At 68.8% G+C, this 17,920-nt stretch carries 12 protein-coding genes; 5 read left to right on the plus strand and 7 right to left on the minus strand.

From position 1 onward, the window contains the following. Positions 1-8: 8 nt before the first annotated feature. From QZH52_RS27015 to QZH52_RS27045, 7 genes are all read right to left on the minus strand, one after another. Positions 9-4,979 (minus strand): non-ribosomal peptide synthetase, encoded by a 4,971-nt coding sequence (locus QZH52_RS27015; RefSeq protein WP_301813794.1) that lies wholly within the window; start codon positions 4,977-4,979, stop codon positions 9-11. Then, a complete protein-coding gene (locus QZH52_RS27020; RefSeq protein WP_301813795.1) occupies positions 4,976-11,530 on the minus strand; it encodes a polyketide synthase in 6,555 nt (2,184 codons plus the stop codon). Before QZH52_RS27020 ends, QZH52_RS27015 begins: the two co-directional genes overlap by 4 nt. Before the next feature lie 352 nt (positions 11,531-11,882). Continuing rightward, complete coding sequence (locus QZH52_RS27025) at positions 11,883-12,521, minus strand: histidine phosphatase family protein (protein ID WP_301813796.1); 639 nt, start codon at positions 12,519-12,521, stop codon at positions 11,883-11,885. A 5-nt stretch (positions 12,522-12,526) separates the two neighbouring features. Then, positions 12,527-13,159, minus strand: coding sequence for a DUF4136 domain-containing protein (locus QZH52_RS27030; protein ID WP_301813798.1), 633 nt, complete (start codon positions 13,157-13,159; stop codon positions 12,527-12,529). A gap of 2 nt (positions 13,160-13,161) precedes the next feature. After that, positions 13,162-14,070 (minus strand): tRNA 2-thiocytidine(32) synthetase TtcA, encoded by a 909-nt coding sequence (gene ttcA, locus QZH52_RS27035; RefSeq protein ID WP_301813799.1) that lies wholly within the window; start codon positions 14,068-14,070, stop codon positions 13,162-13,164. 1 nt (position 14,071) lies between these two features. After that, the gene (locus QZH52_RS27040) at positions 14,072-14,461 is read right to left on the minus strand and encodes a dihydroneopterin aldolase (RefSeq protein WP_286504645.1); all 390 of its coding nucleotides are present in this window, start codon (positions 14,459-14,461) and stop codon (positions 14,072-14,074) included. Next, entirely contained in the window at positions 14,458-15,252 is a 795-nt protein-coding gene (locus QZH52_RS27045; protein WP_301813800.1) for an SDR family oxidoreductase, read from the minus strand. The genes QZH52_RS27040 and QZH52_RS27045 overlap by 4 nt, the downstream gene beginning before the upstream one ends. A 21-nt stretch (positions 15,253-15,273) precedes the next feature. Here QZH52_RS27045 and QZH52_RS27050 point away from each other — a divergent pair, with 21 nt between their 5' ends. The 5 genes from QZH52_RS27050 to QZH52_RS27070 all read left to right on the plus strand — a co-directional run. After that, complete coding sequence (locus QZH52_RS27050) at positions 15,274-16,371, plus strand: class I SAM-dependent methyltransferase (protein ID WP_436411637.1); 1,098 nt, start codon at positions 15,274-15,276, stop codon at positions 16,369-16,371. A gap of 41 nt (positions 16,372-16,412) precedes the next feature. Then, complete coding sequence (hisN, locus tag QZH52_RS27055) at positions 16,413-17,195, plus strand: histidinol-phosphatase (RefSeq protein ID WP_301813802.1); 783 nt, start codon at positions 16,413-16,415, stop codon at positions 17,193-17,195. A 47-nt stretch (positions 17,196-17,242) separates the two neighbouring features. Then, positions 17,243-17,410, plus strand: coding sequence for a hypothetical protein (locus QZH52_RS27060; RefSeq protein WP_301813803.1), 168 nt, complete (start codon positions 17,243-17,245; stop codon positions 17,408-17,410). After that, complete coding sequence (locus tag QZH52_RS27065; RefSeq protein WP_301813804.1) at positions 17,407-17,691, plus strand: RidA family protein; 285 nt, start codon at positions 17,407-17,409, stop codon at positions 17,689-17,691. Before QZH52_RS27060 ends, QZH52_RS27065 begins: the two co-directional genes overlap by 4 nt. A gap of 81 nt (positions 17,692-17,772) precedes the next feature. Next, positions 17,773-17,920, plus strand: a 148-nt coding sequence (locus tag QZH52_RS27070; protein WP_301813808.1) for a transposase, incomplete at its 3' end; no start/stop codon positions are given.

Consider the following 17,920-nt stretch of genomic DNA (forward strand, 5'->3'; position numbering starts at 1 on the left):
CTTCTCCTTCAGCCCTTGCGGCCCCAACCCGAGAACACACGTCCCAGCAACCCGCGCCGCGACTCGCCCTGGACGGCCGTCGCGGCCGCCACGGCCGGCGCGTCGAGCGGAGTTCCTGCGGTGGAGGCGGCGAGTTGCCCGAGCGTTTCGAAGACATAGCGGCGAGGTTCGACGCGAAAGCCCAGGGCTTGCTCCGCCTGCTGGATGGCGTGCATCGCCAGCAACGAGTCGCCTCCCAGGTCGAAGAAGGAGTCGGTGGCCCGGATGTCGTTCACATCGATGCCGATGATGCTGGCCCAGACCTGGGCCAGGCGAGCCTGCTCGGGCTGCAGCAGGATCGAAGCCGGCGAGTGGGTCGATGCCTCAGGTGCGGCTGCCGGCCGGATCACGTCCGAGCAAAGCTCCGACAGCGTGGCGTCCGGCTGCTGGGCGACCGCGGCGAGGATATCGGCGAAGCTCTTGCAAAGCGCCGCAGCGGTCTCCCGCTTGTAGAGGCTTGCGTTGTAGGCCAGCGTTCCCTGCAGGCCGGACGGACGATCGAGCAGCCAGAGGCCCAGGTTGTCGGTGACGCCCGTCTGTTCGAGCGTGACCGACTCATGCGCCAGGGGCCCCCAATGCCGATGCCGTTCGCGCGTGTCCTGGAACGAGAACACCGCCTGGTACAGGCCGGCGCGGCGCTGTTCCGGACTGGCGCTCTGATGGATGTGCTCGTACGGGAGGTCCTGGTGTGCCAGGGCGGCGACGATTTCCTGCTTCAGGGAGGCCGCGAAATCGAGGAAGCGCAGGCCTTGCTCGGCATTGGCATGCACCGGCACCAGACCGACGAACAAGCCCATGACCTGGTCGAGGTCGGGGAGCATTCGACCGCGCGTCGGCATTCCGATCGAGACCGGCGCTTCGCCCACGGCCTTGGACAACATCACGGCGTAGGCCGCCATCAGCAGCATGTTGAGCGTCAGATGATGCTGTGTCGCGATGAGGCGCAGTCGCTCCGCCAGCTCGGCGTCCAGTTCGACCAGCTCGGTCGCACCTTTGCCCGGCACGCCAGGCTGTGGTTGCAGGTCGTGCCGCACCGCCTTGAGGACCGGTGTCTGCTGCACCCGCTGGCGCCAGTATTCCCGCTGGCTGGCGGCCTCGGGACCCTCGATCCATTCAAGCTGCCATTGGGCGTAGTCGCCGTATCGGATCGAGAGTTCCGGCAGCGGATTGGCGCTGCCGCCGAGTCGGGCGGCGTAGCCGGCGGCCATCTCGCGGTCGAGGATGTCGAACGAGTAGCCGTCCCAGACCAGGTGATGGACCACGAACAGAAAGACATGCTCGTCCTGGCCGAGGCGATACAGCGCGCATCGGAACAGCGGTGCGGGCGCAGCGGCGATGGGTACGTCGACGATGGCCTGCATGCGGCGAAGCATTTCGGCTTCGCGTCGATCGGCAGGAATGCTTCGCAGGTCTTCGAACGGGAAGTCGAAGCGGATCGAAGCCGAGATCTGCTGGGTCCAGCCGTTGCCGTCGGCCGCAGGCACGATGGCGGTGCGCAGACCGTCCTGCCGGCTCACCATGTCGCGAAATGCCTGCTCGAACTTCTCCCGGTCCAGCGCGCCCGTCAAGCGATGCGCCGAAGGCGTGTTGAAGGTCGTGCTTTCGGGATGCATGTCTTCGGCGAACCGCATGCGTCGCTGATCGAGCGTCAGCGGCGCGCTGCGGCCGTCCGGGCGGACGGGAATCGCCACCGGTGCAGCGCTTTCACCTTGTGCGCGCTGGATCTCGCGTGCCAGTTGTTCGGCGGTCGGGGCTTCGAACAGCTTGCTGAGCGGCAGCCGGGTGCCGAAGGCGGCATTGATTCGAGTGATCAGGTGCGCCGCCAGCAGCGAGTGGCCGCCCATGGCGAAGAAGTCGTCGAGCACGCTCATGCTCGGCAGATGGAGGGCCTCTTCCATCGCTGTCAGGACGGACTGCTCGCGTTCGTTGCGCGGTGCCACGCGAAGCTCGGGCTCTTCGCGAACCGCCTTCGTCGAGCGCACGACATACGGTGCCGGAAGGGCCTTGCGGTCGATCTTGCCGTTGGGCAGCAGCGGCAACGCCGGCAGCGCCACGAAGTGCTGCGGCACCATGTACAGGGGCAGTCGCGAACGCAGGTGTTCGCGCAGCGTTGCCTGGTCGTAGGCAGCGTCGGACGCCATCGCGAGATAGGCGACCAGACGGACATCGCCGGGGACGTCCTCGCGCGCCAGCACGACGCTGCGCGCGACGCCCGGGGCCTCGTCGCAACGCGCTTCGATCTCGCCGAGTTCGATGCGATAGCCGCGGATCTTGACCTGGAAATCGAAGCGGCCCAGGTGCTCCAGGCGACCGTCGTTGCGCCAGCGGCCGCGGTCACCGGTGCGGTACATCCGATCCGCGACGCCGCCGAACCTGGTGTCGACGAAGCGTTCCGAGTTCAACTCAGGTCGCTCGTGATACCCCAGCGTCACGCCCTTGCCGCCGATCCAGATTTCACCGGGCACGCCGATGGGACAGGGCTTGCCTCGTGAGTCGATGATCCACACCGTTGTGTTGGCGATCGGGTTGCCGATGGAAACGCTGCGGTCGGCCAGGCTCGCCCCGTCGACGTGCCAGAGCGTCGACCAGACGGTGGTCTCCGTCGGTCCGTACATGTTCCAGACTTCGCCGCAACGGCGAAGCAGCTCGTGCGCCAGGTCGTTGGGCAGGCTCTCGCCGCCGACCAGTGCCCGAAAAGCGCCCCTTGCCTTCCAGCGGGCGTCGACCAGCAAACGCCACATGCCGGGCGTGGCTTGCATCATGGTCGCGCCGCTCTGGTCCAGAAAGGCGGCGAGCGCATGGCCGTCCATGGACGTCTGGCGCGGCACCATGACGATCTCGGCGCCGACCTGCAGCGGCAGAAGCAGCTCCAGGACTGCGATGTCGAAGGAGAGCGTGGTGACGGCCGCCAGCTTGTCGGCGGCCGAGATGGAGGGCTCGACCTGCATGCTCTGCAGGAAGTTGGCGACCGCGCCGTGCGGGACACGCACGCCCTTGGGCTTGCCGGTGGAGCCCGAGGTGTAGATCGCGTAGGCTGCGTCGTCGGGCAAGGCATCCATCGGACCGGCGGCGAGCCGCTCGCCCGACTGTTCGCGCCAGTGGCTGTCGGTGTCGATCTCGAAGATCCGCTCGGCAGCGTCGTCGCACCAGGCCCGGGGCGACGTCGCGATCGAGGACTGCGTCAGCAAGAGGGACAGCCTGGCATCCTCGGCGTAGTAGTCGAGGCGGGCCTTGGGGAAATCCGGATCCAGCGGAATGTAAGTGGCACCGGCCTTCAGGACGGCCAGCAAGGCGACCACCATGTCGGCGCCGCGATTCAGGCACAGGCCGACGTGCTGGCCGCGCTGAACGCCGCGGTCGCGCAGCGCGCGCGCCAGCCGGTTCGATTCCTGGTCGAGTTGGGCGTAGCTGAGGTTCAGCGTGCCGTCGCTCAGGGCGGTGCGTGCGGGCGTCGCCGAAGCCTGCGTCTCGAACCCTGCGTGCATCAGCGCGGCGCCTCGAATCGGCGTGGCCGCCGGTTGCAGCGTCCGCAAAGCGGCCTCCTCCACGGCGGGCAGCACGTTCAGGTTGGCAAGCGCCTGGGACGCATCGCTGGCGGCCGAGCGCAGCAACGCCTCGAACATCGCCAGCCAGCGGCTCACGGTCGCATCGTCGAACAGATCCGCGTTGTATTGCGTCTCGATCTGCATCCCGTCGGGCCGCGGTGCGATGCTGAGAAACAGTTCGAAGTTCGAATACGCGCGCACCACCGTGCTCGACTCGACGCCGAGTCGCGGGAAGCTGCCTTGACCCGCGACCGTCTCCCGGTCGACATTGAACATGACGCTCACGAGCGGCAGGCGGCTCGGGTCGCGCGGAACGGACAGCTTGCGCAGCAGCGTGCCGTAGGTCAGCGCGCGGTGGTCGAAGGCGTCGAGCAGCATCGTCCCGGATTGGCGCACGAGCGTCTGGAAGGGCAGTTCCGTGTCCACGGCGAGACGCAGCGGCAGCAGATTCACGCAGTGGCCCACGAGGTTCGGCGTGTCGTTGGCAAGTTGCCCGGCGGCCGGAATGCCGATCACCAGGTCATCCTGTTCGGTCAGCCTGTGGAGAAGCGTGGCGAACGCACCGAGCATCGTGGCGAACAGGCTGGTCTCGGATGCAGCGCCGATCTTGCGCAAGGCGTCGATCAGCTCGCGGTCGAGAAAGTGATCGGCGCGCTTCGATCTGAAGGTCCGGACCGCCGGGCGCGGGTGGTCCAGGGGCAATTCGAGCACCGGCAGCGTGCTGCCCGTGAACCGGCCGAGCCAGTAGTCGACGTGCTGCTGCATGGCCGGACCTTCGGTCTCGGCAGCCTCCCGGGCTGCGTAGTCGACGAAGCTTGCCGCTGGCGCGGGCGTCGGACCGGCGCCCGTCTCGGCGGCATAGAGCTGGCCCAGGTCCTCGACGATCACGCCCCACGACCAGCCGTCGCATATCGCGTGATGGGCGGTCAGCAGCAGTTCGTGATCGGTCGGCGACAGCCGATAGAGCGCGGCGCGGAACAGCGGACCGTGCTCCAGCGAGAAAGGCGCGAGCACGACCGCCTCGGCTTGCTCCTTCATGGCCTGGCGCTGCGCGCCGGCATCCAGCGTGCCGAGGTCATGTTCGACCATCGCGATGGGCACGCCTTCGCCGATGAGCAGTTGGGTGCCGTCCGGCGAGATGGTCGCCCGCAGCGAGTCGTGACGATCGACCAGGCGCGTCAAAGCCGTGGCCAGCGCGCGCGTGTTCAACGCGCCCGTGAACCGCAGGTTGATCGCCTCGTTGTAGGCCAGCGAGGCCTCGGGGGCGAGCCGGTCGGCCAGCCAGATTTCGCGCTGGGCTTCGGTGGTCGGCGCGATCTGTTCGATGGATCCACCCGCAAAGGGGTCGAACTCGGCGGCTTCGTCGTTGGGTGCTTCCATTGTCGCGTCGTTCATTTTTGAAGCCTGATGTACTTTCCCTGGGCGGCCGGGTTGGGCACGAACCACGCGGGTTGCCCGTCGCGGTCGCGTCCCAGCCGGGCGTTCGGCACGGGCGGTTGATTGGGGTCGACATACGACGACTTGGCGACGGCGCGCCGCGGCAGGAATTCAGAATCTTGCATTTCGCTCAGCGACTCCTTGAATGCCGACTTGATGGTCGCGATGTCCTCTTGCGTGTGCGCGCCGGTCATGAAGCAGGGGCTGTCTTCCAGAACATGAACCCCGCGACTGCGCATCATGGCGAACAACAGGTCTTGCTGCGGATGGTCTTCCAGCCAGTTCACGCGCCAAAGCGAGGAAAAGTACAGGATTTCCAAGGGCGCGCCAACCTCCCGGCAGTAGGCGGACAGCTCATCGGCCATGGCGGCCGTGTGCAGGTTCAATTTGGTCTGCAGCTTGTTGTCGTCCTGCTTCAGAAGCTCGAGCGCCGTCCTGGTCGCAGCCAGCGCCAGAGGATGCTGCGCAGAGTGGCCCCGCGCCGAGACGATGCCGCTTTGCGCCCAGGCCTCGTTGTCCAGCACATCCATGAACGCGCGTCTGCCGGCTACCGCGCCGATCGGAAGCCCGCCCCCGATCACGCCGCCATAGCACGCCAGATCGGCCTGGACGCCGAACATCGCCTGGACGCCGCCCAGGTGCGAACGGAAGCCCGTGATGGTTTCGTCGAAGACCAGGCAGGTCCCGGACGTCTCGGTGATGGCGCGCACCTCGCGCAGGAACTCGCGTGGCTGCGGGCCGGGCTGGCCGTTCTGCGCCGGTTCGACCAGCACGGCGGCCAGATCGGCCGCGTGGGCGCGGAGGTAGTCCAGTGTCTCGGACTTCCCGAAGTCGAGCGCCAGCATGTCGTCGAAACCGGCGGGGGAAACGCCGGCGAGCACCGCCACCTGCCTGCGGCCCGTGACGGTGCGTGCCATGCGGATGGCGACCGTCACGGCCTCGGCGCCGTTGTCGAAGAGGCTCGCGCGGTCGAAGGCCGTCAGCTCGCAGAGGCGTTGCGTGACCTCGGCCGCCAGCGGATGCAGGGTTCCGGACTCGAAACCATTGTCGAGCTGGGTGCGCAGCGCGTCGAGCATGAAGTCCGGCTGCCAGCCGAACAGGTTCATGCCGCCGCCGTTGTAGGCGTCGATGTATTCGTTGCCGTCGAGGTCCCAGAGGCGCGAGCCCTTGGAGCGCTCGACGACGATCGGGTAGACGATCTCCCGGGTCTCTGGCCGGAAGTCGTTGATCATCCGGAGACCGGCCACCTGCGGGTTGCGCTCGGCGAAGGCCTTGCTTCCGGCCGTGCGCTCCGTGTAGCGGCGCATGAAGGCGGCCAGCCGCGGTTTCTGGCGCTCGGTCGGTTCCCTGTTTTGCGGTTCGACACGCGCGATGGTCCCGGCGGCTGCCGGTGACGTGGACGCCGTGGCCGCGGCGGTGGCCATGGGCGTAGGTTGCTCCACCGTCGCTGCCGGCAGCCCAGGGCTGGCCGGCAGCGGCGGCGCCGCCGACAGCAATGCGAGTTGTTGTTGCATCAATTGCATCTGCTGTGCAATGACCTGCTGCACCAGTGTCATGCCCGCGCCGATGGCCAGCCCGGCCTCGGGCAGCGCCAGGGCCGTCGCTTGCGGCCATGCAGCGACCGGTTGCGGCGCCGCGGTGACCGGCAGGGCGGGCGCGGGTGACATCGAGGCGACCGCCGCCACCGGATCGGGCGGCAGGTTGGCATCGAGGAACTCGGCCAGTGCATCGAAACTGCGGTAGCTCTCCATCAGCTGCCGGAAGGTCAGATTGACCTTGAACTGCTTTTTCACCTGGAGCGCGGCCTGCGTCAGTGTCAGCGAGTCGAGGCCGATCTCGACGAAGGGCGAGGCACCGGCCGCGTCGGCCATGGTGATGCCGGAGAGCTCCTCGAACAGGTCGCGCAGGCGGGCGGAGAGGGACGCGCGGCGTGCCGGCGGGGCGCTGGCGGCGGGATCGGCGACAGTCATTGTTGATTCCGGGATCGAGGGGGAGGAAGACACGGAGAAGGCTGGGGCGGCCGCAGCGGCCCCAGCGACGGCAGGGGTCGCGATATCGACCCAGAAGCGCTTGCGCTCGAACGGATAGGTGGGCAGCTCCAGGCGCTGCTTGCGGGTACGGGTGTCGAGCCGGCCCGGGTCGATGTCGAGGCCGAGCGTCCAGAGCCGGCCGGCGGCCAGGCGCCAGCTCGTGCATTCGCGCGCGGGTGCATCGGCCAGCAGGGCCACGGCGGTCACCGGGCGCTGCCGCGACGCATGCTGGCGAACCAGCGTCGTCAAGGTGTTGCGCGGCCCCAGTTCGATGAACAGCGGGTGCTCGGTCTGCGCCAGCGCGGCCAGGGCGGCCGGGGCGAAGCGGACCGTCTCGCGCAGGTGACGGGCCCAGTAGGCCGGGTCGATCGCCTCGGCATCGCTGAGCAGGCGGCCGGTCAGGGTCGAGTAGATCGGCGTCGTCGGTGCCGCCAGCCGGACTTCGCGCACCAGCGCCTCGAACGGTGCGACCGCGCCCTCCATCATCTGCGAGTGGAAGGCATGCGAGGTCTGCAGCAGCTTGGCCGCCACGCCGGCGGCTTCGAGGCGTTGGCGGAATTGTTCGATCAGCGCCGCCGGGCCGGCAGCGACGCAGGCGTTCGGACCGTTCTCGGCCGCCAGCGAGATGCCCTCGGGCAGCTGCGCCGAAAGCTCGTCCGCGGGCATCCGCACCGACAGCATGTCGCCCTCGGGCATCGACTGCATCAGCGCGCCACGACGGGCCACCAGCCGCGCCGCGTCGCCCAGTTGCATGACGCCGGCCAGCACGGCGGCGGCGAATTCGCCGACGCTGTGGCCGATCAGGGCCGCCGGCCGGACGCCGAGCGACTGCAGTTGGCGCGCCAGCGCGTATTCGAGCGCGAAGGTGGCGGGCTGGGTCACCGAGGTCGGCTTGAGCGCCGCGTCGTCGTCCGAGAACATGCGCTCGCGCAGGTCGAAGGAAAGCACGCCTTCGAAGGCCTGCAGGCATTCGTCGAAGGCGGCGCGGAACACCGGCTCGCCGGCATGCAGTGCCTGGCCCATGCCCGCATACTGCGCGCCCTGGCCCGGGAACAGGAACACGGCCTGCGGCACCCAGGCCGCGATCTCGCCCGAGGCGCGGCTCGACGGGTCGTCCGTGCGCAGCGCCTCGACCGCCTGGGCGGCCGTTTCGGCGACCACGCAGGCGCGATGCGCGAATGCCTTGCGGCCGACCCGCAGCGTGTGCGCGACATCGGCCAGCGAGGCGTCCGGGTGGGCGGCGAGGTGGTCGGCCAGGCGCGCCGTGGCGGCCGCGAGTGCGGTCGGCGTGCGCGCCGACAGCTGCAGCAATTGCGGCCCGCTGCCGGTTTCGGCGGCCGCGGCCGGCGGCGCTTCCTCGACCACCACGTGGGCGTTGGTGCCGCCGACGCCGAAGGAGCTCACGCCGGCGCGCCGCGGCGTCGCGCCGCGCGGCCAGGATTGCAGCCGGTCGACGACGCGGAAGGGCGTGGCATCGAAGGCGATGGCCGGATTGGGCGACTCGAAGTGCAGCGACGCCGGGATCACCTGCTCGCGCAGTGCCAGGGTGGTCTTGATCAGCCCGGTGGCGCCCGCGGCCGCCACCAGGTGGCCGATGTTGCTCTTGACCGAGCCGACGCCGCAGAAGCCGGTGTCGGCGGTGTGGGCACCGTAGGCCTTGGCCAGCGCGGCGATTTCGATCGGGTCGCCCATCGGCGTCGCGGTGCCGTGGGTCTCGACATAGGAGATGCTGCGGGCATCGACGCCGGCCGAGGCCAGCGCCGCCGTCACCACCCGGGCCTGGCCGTCGATGCTGGGCGCGGTGAAGCTGGCCTTGACGCCGCCGTCGTTGTTGACGGCCGCGCCGCGCAGCACCGCATGGATCGGGTCGCCATCGGCCAGGGCGGCGGACAGGCGCTTGAGCAGCACCACCGCGGCGCCATCGCTGAACACCGTGCCCTGGGCCTTGGCGTCGAAGCTGCGGGTGTGGCCGTCGGGGGAGAGCATCGCGCCCTCCTGGTAGAGGTAGCCGCTGTTCGGCGGGCAGGTCACCGCCGCGCCGCCCGCCAGTGCCATGTCGCAGTCGCCGTTGCGCAGCGCCGAGAAGGCCTGGGCGATCGCCACCAGCGAGGTCGAGCAGGCCGTGTGGACGCTGATCGCCGGGCCGGTCAGGTTGAGCCGGTGGGCGACCCGGGTCGCGATGAAGTCCTTGTCGTTGGCGAGCGCGACCGGCAGCTCGCCGAGCTGTTCGATCAGGTCGGGGCGGCTCAGCAGGTGATGCTGGAAGTAGCTGTTGCCGTACATGCCGGCAAACACGCCGACCGGCCCGGGCGTGCTGTCGGGCGCGTAGCCGCCGCGCTCCAGACATTCCCAGCAGAGCTCGAGGAACAGGCGCTGCTGCGGGTCCATCACCTCGGCTTCCTTCGGGCTGATGCCGAAGTGCGCGGCATCGAACATCTCGATGCCGTCGACCACGCCGCGGGCCCGCACGTAGGCCGGGTCGCTGCGCAGTGCGGCGCCGACCGACGGGTCGAGCGTCGCGTCGTCGAAAAAGCGGACCGTGTCGCGGCCGGCGCGCAGGTTGTCCCAGAACTGTTCGACGTCCGCGGCGCCGGGGAAGCGGCCCGCCATCGCGATGATGGCCACGGGTTCGAGCGCCGCGGCCGGCGGGGCCACGAGGGGCGCGGCAGCGGTCACACCAGTCTCCGGCTGCGGCTCGCCCAGGGCCAGCGCCAGCGCGCGCGGCGTCGGATCCTGGAAGAAGTCGTTGGCGGCCAGCCGGCGCGAGCCCGCGCCCTCGAGCTCGCGCATCACGCGCAGCACGGCCAGCGAGGTGCCGCCCAGCTCGAAGAAATTGTCGAGCGCGCCGGCACGGTCGAGATCGAGCACTTCGGCGAACACCTGGCAGACCCGGGTTTCGAGCCGGCCCGCCGGTTCGCGATAGACCGAGGCCAGTTCGGGCCGCTGGCGCGGCGGTGCCGGCAGCGCACGGCGGTCGAGCTTGCCGTTCTCGGTGATCGGCAGGGCCGCCAGTTCGACGAAGGCCGACGGCAGCATGAATTGCGGCAGGTCCTTCGCCAGCAGGGCCCGCAGCTCGGCCATCGGCAAGGGCTGTGCCTTCGGCACCACGTAGGCCACCAGCCGGGCTTCGCCATCGGGCGTGTCGGTGCGGGCGATGACCGCGCATTCGCGCACCTCGGCATGGCGCAGCAGCAGGGTCTCGATCTCGTCGGTCTCGATGCGGAAGCCGCGGATCTTGACCTGGTGGTCGATCCGCCCCAGGCACTCGATGTCGCCGTCCTCGCCACGCCGGCCCAGGTCACCCGAGCGGTAGGCCCGCAGCGTCTGGCCGCTGGCCGGATCGGTCCAGTCGATGAAGCGCTCCGCCGTCAACTCGGGGCGGCGCAGGTAGCCGTTGCTCACACCGGCGCCGCTGACCACGATCTCGCCGGTTTCCCCGGCCGCCACCGGCCGCAGCTCGGCGTCGAGGATGTCGATACGCAGGTCGGGGATCGCGCGGCCGATCATGCTGCCGCGCCGCGCCTCGAGGTCTTCGCGGGCGATCGGCCGCCAGCTGACATGGACCGTGGTCTCGGTGATGCCGTACATGTTGACCAGCTGCGGCCGGGCGTCGCCGTGGCGGTCGAACCAGGGACGCAGGGTCTCGAAGGACAGCGCTTCGCCGCCGAAGATCACGTAGCGCAGCGCCAGCGCCTCGGGCGGCAGGGCCGCGCGGCGGTCGGCCTCGATCAGCGAGCGGAAGGCCGACGGCGTCTGGTTGAGCACCGTGACCCGCTCGCGCACCAGCAGGTCGAGCAGCTCGGCCGGCGAACGCGTGATCGTGTAGGGCACCACCACCACCCGGCCGCCGTAGACCAGCGCGCCCCAGATCTCCCAGACCGAGAAGTCGAAGGCATGGGAGTGGAAGAAGGTCCAGACGTCGTCGGCGCCGAAGCCATACCAGGCGTCGGTGGCGTCGAACAGGCGCGCCACGTTGGCATGGGTCACCAGGCAGCCCTTGGGCCGGCCGGTGGACCCGGAGGTGTAGATCACGTAGGCCAGGGCCTCGGGGTCGGCGCCCCCGATGTCGCCGGTCTCCTCGTCGGCCAGGGTTTCGTCGTCGATCAGCACCACCGGCACGTCGGTCTTCGGCCAGGCGGCGGCGCTGGCCGACGAGGTCAGCACGGCCACCGGCCGGGCATCGTCGAGCGTGAACTCGATCCGGTCCATCGGGTAGTCGAGATCGATGGGCAGGTAGGCTCCGCCCGATTTCAGAATCGCGAGCAGGCCGACCACCATGTCGACCGAGCGCTCCATGCCGATGGCGATCAGCTGGTCGCGCCCCGCGCCGGCGCGCTGCAGGCGGCGCGCCAGCTGGTTGGCGCGTCGATTCAGTTGCTCGTAAGAGATGGATTCGCTACCGTCGCTGACCGCCACGGTGCCGGGCTGCGTGGCCGCGAGTGCCGCAACGCGTTGGTGTAGGGGTACGAATGTGGTCACCTTGGAATCCCTCTCTCCATCAGCTCGAAATCAACGCAACACGATGTGTCGATGTACAAAGACTAATAACAAAGCAGTCACTTTGCCGTTTTTCGCATCTTGCACTCGGGACGCATCGTTCGCCACCTGCCGAAAGTCATGCCGAAAGGCATACATCCCTCGCCGCGGCCGCTACATCGGACGCACTTGGTTGCGATTGCTTTCTTGACAAACGACGAGAGGGCCGGGGCATTGTGCCCCTCTTTCTCGAAAATGAGTACAAAAAGCTGACGCGTGGCGCCAGTTCTTGCGACTAAATCGATAGGAAAGTTCTATTTTGTGATGAGCAAGGCGTGTGCCAGCGGGTGCGCGCTCAGGCCGAGGCTTCGTCGAGCGTGTCGTCGTCCAGGTGACCGACGTCGGCCCAGCCGACCAGGGTGAAGCCCTGCGGCGTCCACAGCAGGCGGTTGATGGCCGCATTGCCCAGGGCCCAGGTCCGTGGCGCCTGCAGTTCCTGGCCGGTGGCGGTCCGGTAGAGCACGTCCATCACCCCGCCGTGGGCCACCAGGACGATCAGTTCCCCGGGGTGCCGGGCCGCGAGCCGCGCGGCCGTGCCTGTGACGCGTGCCTTGAAAGTGAGCAAGGACTCACCACCCTCTGGCGCGAATTCGGGATCGCGGGTGCGCCAGAGCCGGGCCTGGGCCGGCAGGCTGGCGTCGATGTCGGCGAAGGTCCGGCCTTCGAACAGGCCGAAGGCACGTTCCCGCAGGCCGGGGTCGGCGGCCACCGCCATGCCGCGCGGCTGGGCGATTGCCTGCGCGGTCTGCCAGGCGCGCGACAGGTCGCTGGCATAGATCGCCGCGATCGGCTCCTCCTCGAGCGCCCGCGCGACCCGCCGGGCCTGCCAGAGGCCGGTGTCGTTGAGCCCGATGTCGAGCTGGCCCTGTATGCGGGTGTCGACGTTCCAGGCGGTTTCGCCATGGCGCACGGCGATGACGCGGGTGGCTTCCATGGTGGTCAGGGCGTCTTGCGCGGCAGCTCGATGTCGACCCGCCGCTCGCCCGGCGGCGGATTCGGGAAGCCCTGCAGCGCGGCCTGGAACATCACCGGCAGGATGGCGGCGCTGTTGCTGTAGGGGCCGTCGTTGCGGGCATGCGTCTCGTAGACCACGCGGTTCGACGGCAGCTCGCGCAGCACGATGCTGACCTCGCGCCCGAACCAGGGCGTCGGTGGCGGCCCGAACGCCGGCCCCCAGCCGCCGCCATACCAGCCACCGCCGTACCAGCCGCGCGGACCCCAGCCGGGTGCAGGGGGGCCCCACCAGCCCGGCCAGGGGTTGCCGAACATCCAGGGGTCGGCCCAGGGCGAGAGTTCGGAGGTCACGCGGGCGCCGATCAGGGCGCTCAGCTGCGGGGCAGCGTCGTCGCGCCGCAGGCCGACGCCGTCGAGGGCCGCGCCGGCCCACGCCTCCAGTTGCTGCTGCGCCGGCTCGTCGATCTTCTGCGAGGGCAGGCGCTCGAAGCGGTAGCTGGCGCCGGACGGCACGCCGTCCATGCCAGAGAAACTGCGCACCTCGCTGTCGACCACCCAGCGCGTGGCGCAGCCGCTCAGGCCGAGCACCACCAGGAGGGCGGCGAGCACGGCCTTCATGGTCAGAGCTGCACGATGCGCAGCGGCGATGGCGCCGGGAGGTCCGGCGGATCGAAGGCCTTGTCGCCGTCCTCGTCGGCCACGCCGGTGGCCTTCAGCCCCTTGAAGTCGAAGGCCTGGGTATCGAGCAGGTGCGAGGGCACGATGTTCTGCATGGCGCTGAACATGTTCTCGATCCGGCCCGGGAACTTGCGCTCCCATTCGCGCAGCATCTCGCCGACCTGCTTGCGCTGCAGGTTCTCCTGGCTGCCGCACAAGGTGCAGGGAATGATCGGGAAGGCGCGGTGGCGGGCCCAGCGCACCAGGTCCTTCTCGGCCACGTAGGCCAGCGGCCGGATCACGATGTGCTTGCCGTCGTCGCTCACCAGCTTGGGCGGCATCGACTTCAGCTTGGCGGCGAAGAACATGTTCAGGAAGAAGGTCTGCAGCATGTCGTCGCGGTGATGGCCCAGCGCGACCTTGGTGGCGCCCAGCTCGTCGGCCACGCGGTAGAGGATGCCGCGGCGTAGCCGGCTGCACAGGCCGCAGGTGGTCTTGCCTTCGGGGATCACGCGCTTGACGATCGAGTAGGTGTCCTGCTCCTCGATGTGGAAGGGCACGCCGAGGGCCTTCAGGTAGCCCGGCAGTACGTCTTCCGGAAAGCCCGGCTGCTTCTGGTCGAGGTTGACGGCCACGATGTCGAAATGGATCGGCGCCCGGGCCCGCAGCTTGAGCAGGATGTCGAGCAGGGCGTAGCTGTCCTTGCCGCCCGACACGCAGACCATGACCTTGTCGCCGTCCTCGATCATGTTGTAGTCGACGATGGCGCGCCCGACCTCGCGGCACAGCCGCTTCTCGAGCTTGTGGGTTTCGCGCTCGATCTTCAGCTCATTGGTGGACGAGGGCGTTTCGTCGATCCATACGGCACTCATGTCACTTGCTCCGGAATACTTCGACGCCTACGGCGTCACAGTCGGGGTAGACGTCGGGTTTTGCGGTCGATACCCGCGCAGCCTGCACCTTCGGATGCGCCAGCACCTGCGTGAGGATGTCGTCGCACAGCGTTTCCTGCAAGTGGATATGGCCCTTGCTCAGGCGGGTGGCGACGGTGCGGCGGATGAAGTCGTAGTCGACCACCTCGTCGAGTTCGTCCGCCTTCGGCGTCGAGACGTCGAGCGGCACGTAGAGGTCGACATTGATGATCACGCGCTGCTCGGCGCGCTTCTCGAATTCGTGCACGCCGATGTTGATCCAGACCTCGTAGTCGCGCAGGAAGACGCGCCGGCACGTCAGCAGGAGGGGGTCGAGGGCGGCTGTGGTCATGGTGAAGCTTTCAGCAGTTCGTCGACGACGAACATGATGTCGCGCGCCAGCGGCACCAGGTGCTGGCCGTTGTCGACGCAAAGGGTGGTGCCGGTCACGCTGGGCGTGGCGGCCAGGAAGACGCAGGCGCGGGCGACGTCGGCCGCATCGATCGGACGGCGCATCAGGTTGGCCTGGCGCGCCCGGGCGAAATTATCCTCGGTCTGCGGGCCGCTGCGGTAGAGGATGCCCGGCGCCACGCCGCAGACGCGCAGCGCCGGCGCCAGCGACTGCGCCTGCAGCGCCACGGCGCGCTCCAGCGCCAGCTTGGACACGGTGTAGGAAAAATAGTCGGGGTTCAGGTTGTAGACCTTCTGGTCCAGCACGTGGATCGCCGAGCGGTCGATGCCGTCGCCGGGCCTGGCGCGCTGCGCCAGCAGCCGGGCGAAGGACAGCGGTGCGATCAGGTTCACGCCCAGCTGGCGCAGCGCGGCGTCGGCCTCGAAATCGAGCCCGGTGTCGGGCTCGAAGGCCGAGGCGTTGTTGACGATGCAGGCCAGCGGCCCCGCGGCCGAAACCTGGTCGACCAGCGCGACGCGGCCCGGCTCGCTGCCGATGTCGGCCTCGATCGCCGTGGCCTCGTGGCCCTCGTCGGCCAGGCGCGCGCACAATGCCAGCGCCTGCACCCGCGAGGCACGGTACTGGCACCACACCCGCCAGCCCGCGCGCGCGAAAGCCTCGCAGAACGCGGCGCCCAGTCGCTGGCCGCCGCCGGTCACGAGCACGCCTCGGCGTGGGGTCGATTCAGCCATCCTGATAGATTTCCGTTACTTATGAACCTGGAGCAGGGCGCTGAACGCGCCACCCCGTTGACCAAGATTATCGATGCCTCGCTGCAGCGGGCCGGCGGCTGGCTGCCGTTCGACCGCTTCATGGCCCTGGCCTTGTACGCCCCGGGGCTGGGCTACTACGCCAGCGCGAGCCGCAAGTTCGGCCGGATGCCGGCCTCGGGCAGCGATTTCGTGACCGCACCCGAAATGACGCCGCTGTTCGGCCGCACCCTGGCGGTGCAGGTGGCCGAGGCGCTCGAAAAGACCGGCACCCGCGAGCTCTGGGAGTTCGGCGCCGGCACCGGCGCGCTGGCCCTGCAGCTGCTCGACGCCCTCGGCGACAAGGTCGAGCGCTTGCGCATCGTCGATCTCTCGGGCACGCTGCGCGAACGCCAGCAGCAGACGCTCGCCGGGCATGCCGGCAAAGTCGAATGGCTGGCCGAACTGCCGCCGGAGATGCGCGGCGTGGTGGTCGGCAACGAAGTGCTCGATGCGATGCCGGTGCAGCTGCTGGTGCGTACCGCCGGCCAATGGCACGAACGCGGCGTGGTCCGCCAGGGCGACGGCTTCGCCTGGGCCGACCGGCCGACCGAACTGCGCCCGCCGGTCGAAGTGGCCGGCCTGCACGACTACCTGACCGAAATCCACCCCCAGGCCGAGGCCTTCGTCGCCACCCTGGCCGACCGGTTGAAGCAGGGCGCGGCCTTCTTCATCGACTACGGTTTTCCGGAGGCCGAGTACTACCATCCCCAGCGCCACATGGGCACCGTGATGTGCCACCGCGGCCACCAGGCCGACGGCGATCCGCTGGCCGATGTCGGCACCAAGGACATCACGGCCCACGTCAACTTCACCGGGGTGGCGCTGGCGGGACAGGACGCCGGCCTCCAGGTGCTCGGCTACTGCAGCCAGGCGCGCTTCCTGCTCAACGCCGGCATCCTGCCGATGATGGAAGCGGCCCCGCTGGCCGAACGCGCGATGGCCGCGCGGCTGATCCACGAACACGAGATGGGCGAGCTGTTCAAGGTGATCGGCTTCGCGGTGGGCGAGCCCTGGGAGGCGATCGGCTTTGCCGAAGGCGACCGCAGCCACACGCTGTGATGGCCGCTGCCGCGGGCGGAGGCTGGGTTCTAATCCCCCCCATGAGTTCCACCTTCACACCGGCCGACGACCTGCGCGTCGCCCACGCACTGGCCGATGCGGCGGCCTCGCACTCGATGCGCCTGTTCCGCACCCCGCTCGACGTCATCTCGAAGGCCGACGAAAGCCCCGTGACCCAGGCCGACCGCGCCGCCGAGGCCGCCATGCGCGAGATCCTCGGCGCCGAACGCCCGGCCGATGGCATCTACGGCGAGGAGCACGGGCTGGAGCGGGTCGACGCCGAGCGCGTCTGGGTGCTCGACCCGATCGACGGCACGCGCAGCTTCATCACCGGCTCGCCGCTCTGGGGCACCTTGATCGGCCTGCTGCGTGACGGTCGCGTCGAACTGGGCATGGTCGACATGCCGGTGCTCGGCGAGCGCTGGATCGGCCAGGCCCACGGCGGCGCCCAGCGCAATGGGCAGGCGGTGCGCGTCAGCGGCTGCGCGGCCGTGGCCGAGGCCCGCATCGTGACCACCTCGCCCGACATCTTCGACGCCGCCGACTGGGCCGCCTTCGACCGGCTGAGCCGGCGCTGCGCGATGCGCCGCTTCGGCGGCGACTGCTACGGCTACGCCCAGCTCGCCGGCGGCACCATCGACCTGGTGGTCGAGACCGGCCTGCAGCCCTACGACTACCTCGGTCCGACCGGCCTCATCGAAGCCGCCGGCGGCATCGTCACCGACTGGCAGGGCCAGCCGCTGGGCCTGCAGTCCGACGGCCGGGTGGTCGCCGCGGCCACACGCGAACTCCACCGACAGGCGCTGGACCTGCTCGCGGCCTGAATCCTTCCCCCCCTTCATCTCTTGCGTGCGTGTCCGAAGGAAACTCGATGAACGAATCCGCCGAGGACAAACTTGCCGCCCTGGGCTTCCAAATTCCTGAAGTGGTCAAGCCGCTCGGAAACTTCGCCTCCAACGTTGTTGCGGGGTCGACAATTTACATCTCCGGCAGGGGCGCGCCGGGCGCCGTGCCGAAAGTGGGGCCGAGGTTTCGGTGATCGAGCCGCAGCTTCACTCCCGCGACGTCGGACTCTACATCCATGCGCTCTTGAAGGATGCGCTTCACGACCTGTCCCGCGTCAGAAGGATCGTCAAGGTGTTTGGCATGGTGAATGCCTTGCCGGACTTCACCGAGCACACGGAAGTCATCAACGGCTGCTCCAATCTGTTGGTTGCCGTTTTGGGTGAGCGCGGCGTTCATGCGCGATCTGCAATCGGCGTGGGTTCGTTGCCAAAGGGCTTTGCTGTCGAGATCGAAGCGGTCGTCGAGTTCGAGTGACGGCTCTTCGGCTCTTAGCTATAGACTAGGGCTTGTTAACACTAATTGAGTTGACCATGGATGACGACAGATAATTCATGCATGGAGATCACACCAGCCCAATTCGCCCAGATCGAGTACTGCCTGCCTCTGCAGCGCGGCAATGTAAGCCTCTCGAATTTGGACGTGTTGAATGCGATCCTTTATGTTGCAGAGCACGGATGCAAGTGGCGCGGCCTGCCCAAGCGCT

It is taken from the genome of Variovorax ginsengisoli, from assembly GCF_030486595.1.
Taxonomy (GTDB): Bacteria; Pseudomonadota; Gammaproteobacteria; order Burkholderiales; family Burkholderiaceae_C; genus Variovorax; species Variovorax ginsengisoli_B.

Coding starts and splice junctions, on each gene's coding strand:
- QZH52_RS27045 (WP_301813800.1), bottom strand. CDS start 15,252: ATGGCTGAATCGACCCCACGCCGAGGCGTGCTCGTGACCGGCGGCGGC.
- QZH52_RS27030 (WP_301813798.1), bottom strand. CDS start 13,159: ATGAAGGCCGTGCTCGCCGCCCTCCTGGTGGTGCTCGGCCTGAGCGGC.
- QZH52_RS27015 (WP_301813794.1), bottom strand. CDS start 4,979: ATGAACGACGCGACAATGGAAGCACCCAACGACGAAGCCGCCGAGTTC.
- ttcA (WP_301813799.1), bottom strand. CDS start 14,070: ATGAGTGCCGTATGGATCGACGAAACGCCCTCGTCCACCAATGAGCTG.
- QZH52_RS27025 (WP_301813796.1), bottom strand. CDS start 12,521: ATGGAAGCCACCCGCGTCATCGCCGTGCGCCATGGCGAAACCGCCTGG.
- QZH52_RS27050 (WP_436411637.1), top strand. CDS start 15,274: ATGAACCTGGAGCAGGGCGCTGAACGCGCCACCCCGTTGACCAAGATT.
- hisN (WP_301813802.1), top strand. CDS start 16,413: ATGAGTTCCACCTTCACACCGGCCGACGACCTGCGCGTCGCCCACGCA.
- QZH52_RS27060 (WP_301813803.1), top strand. CDS start 17,243: ATGAACGAATCCGCCGAGGACAAACTTGCCGCCCTGGGCTTCCAAATT.
- QZH52_RS27040 (WP_286504645.1), bottom strand. CDS start 14,461: ATGACCACAGCCGCCCTCGACCCCCTCCTGCTGACGTGCCGGCGCGTC.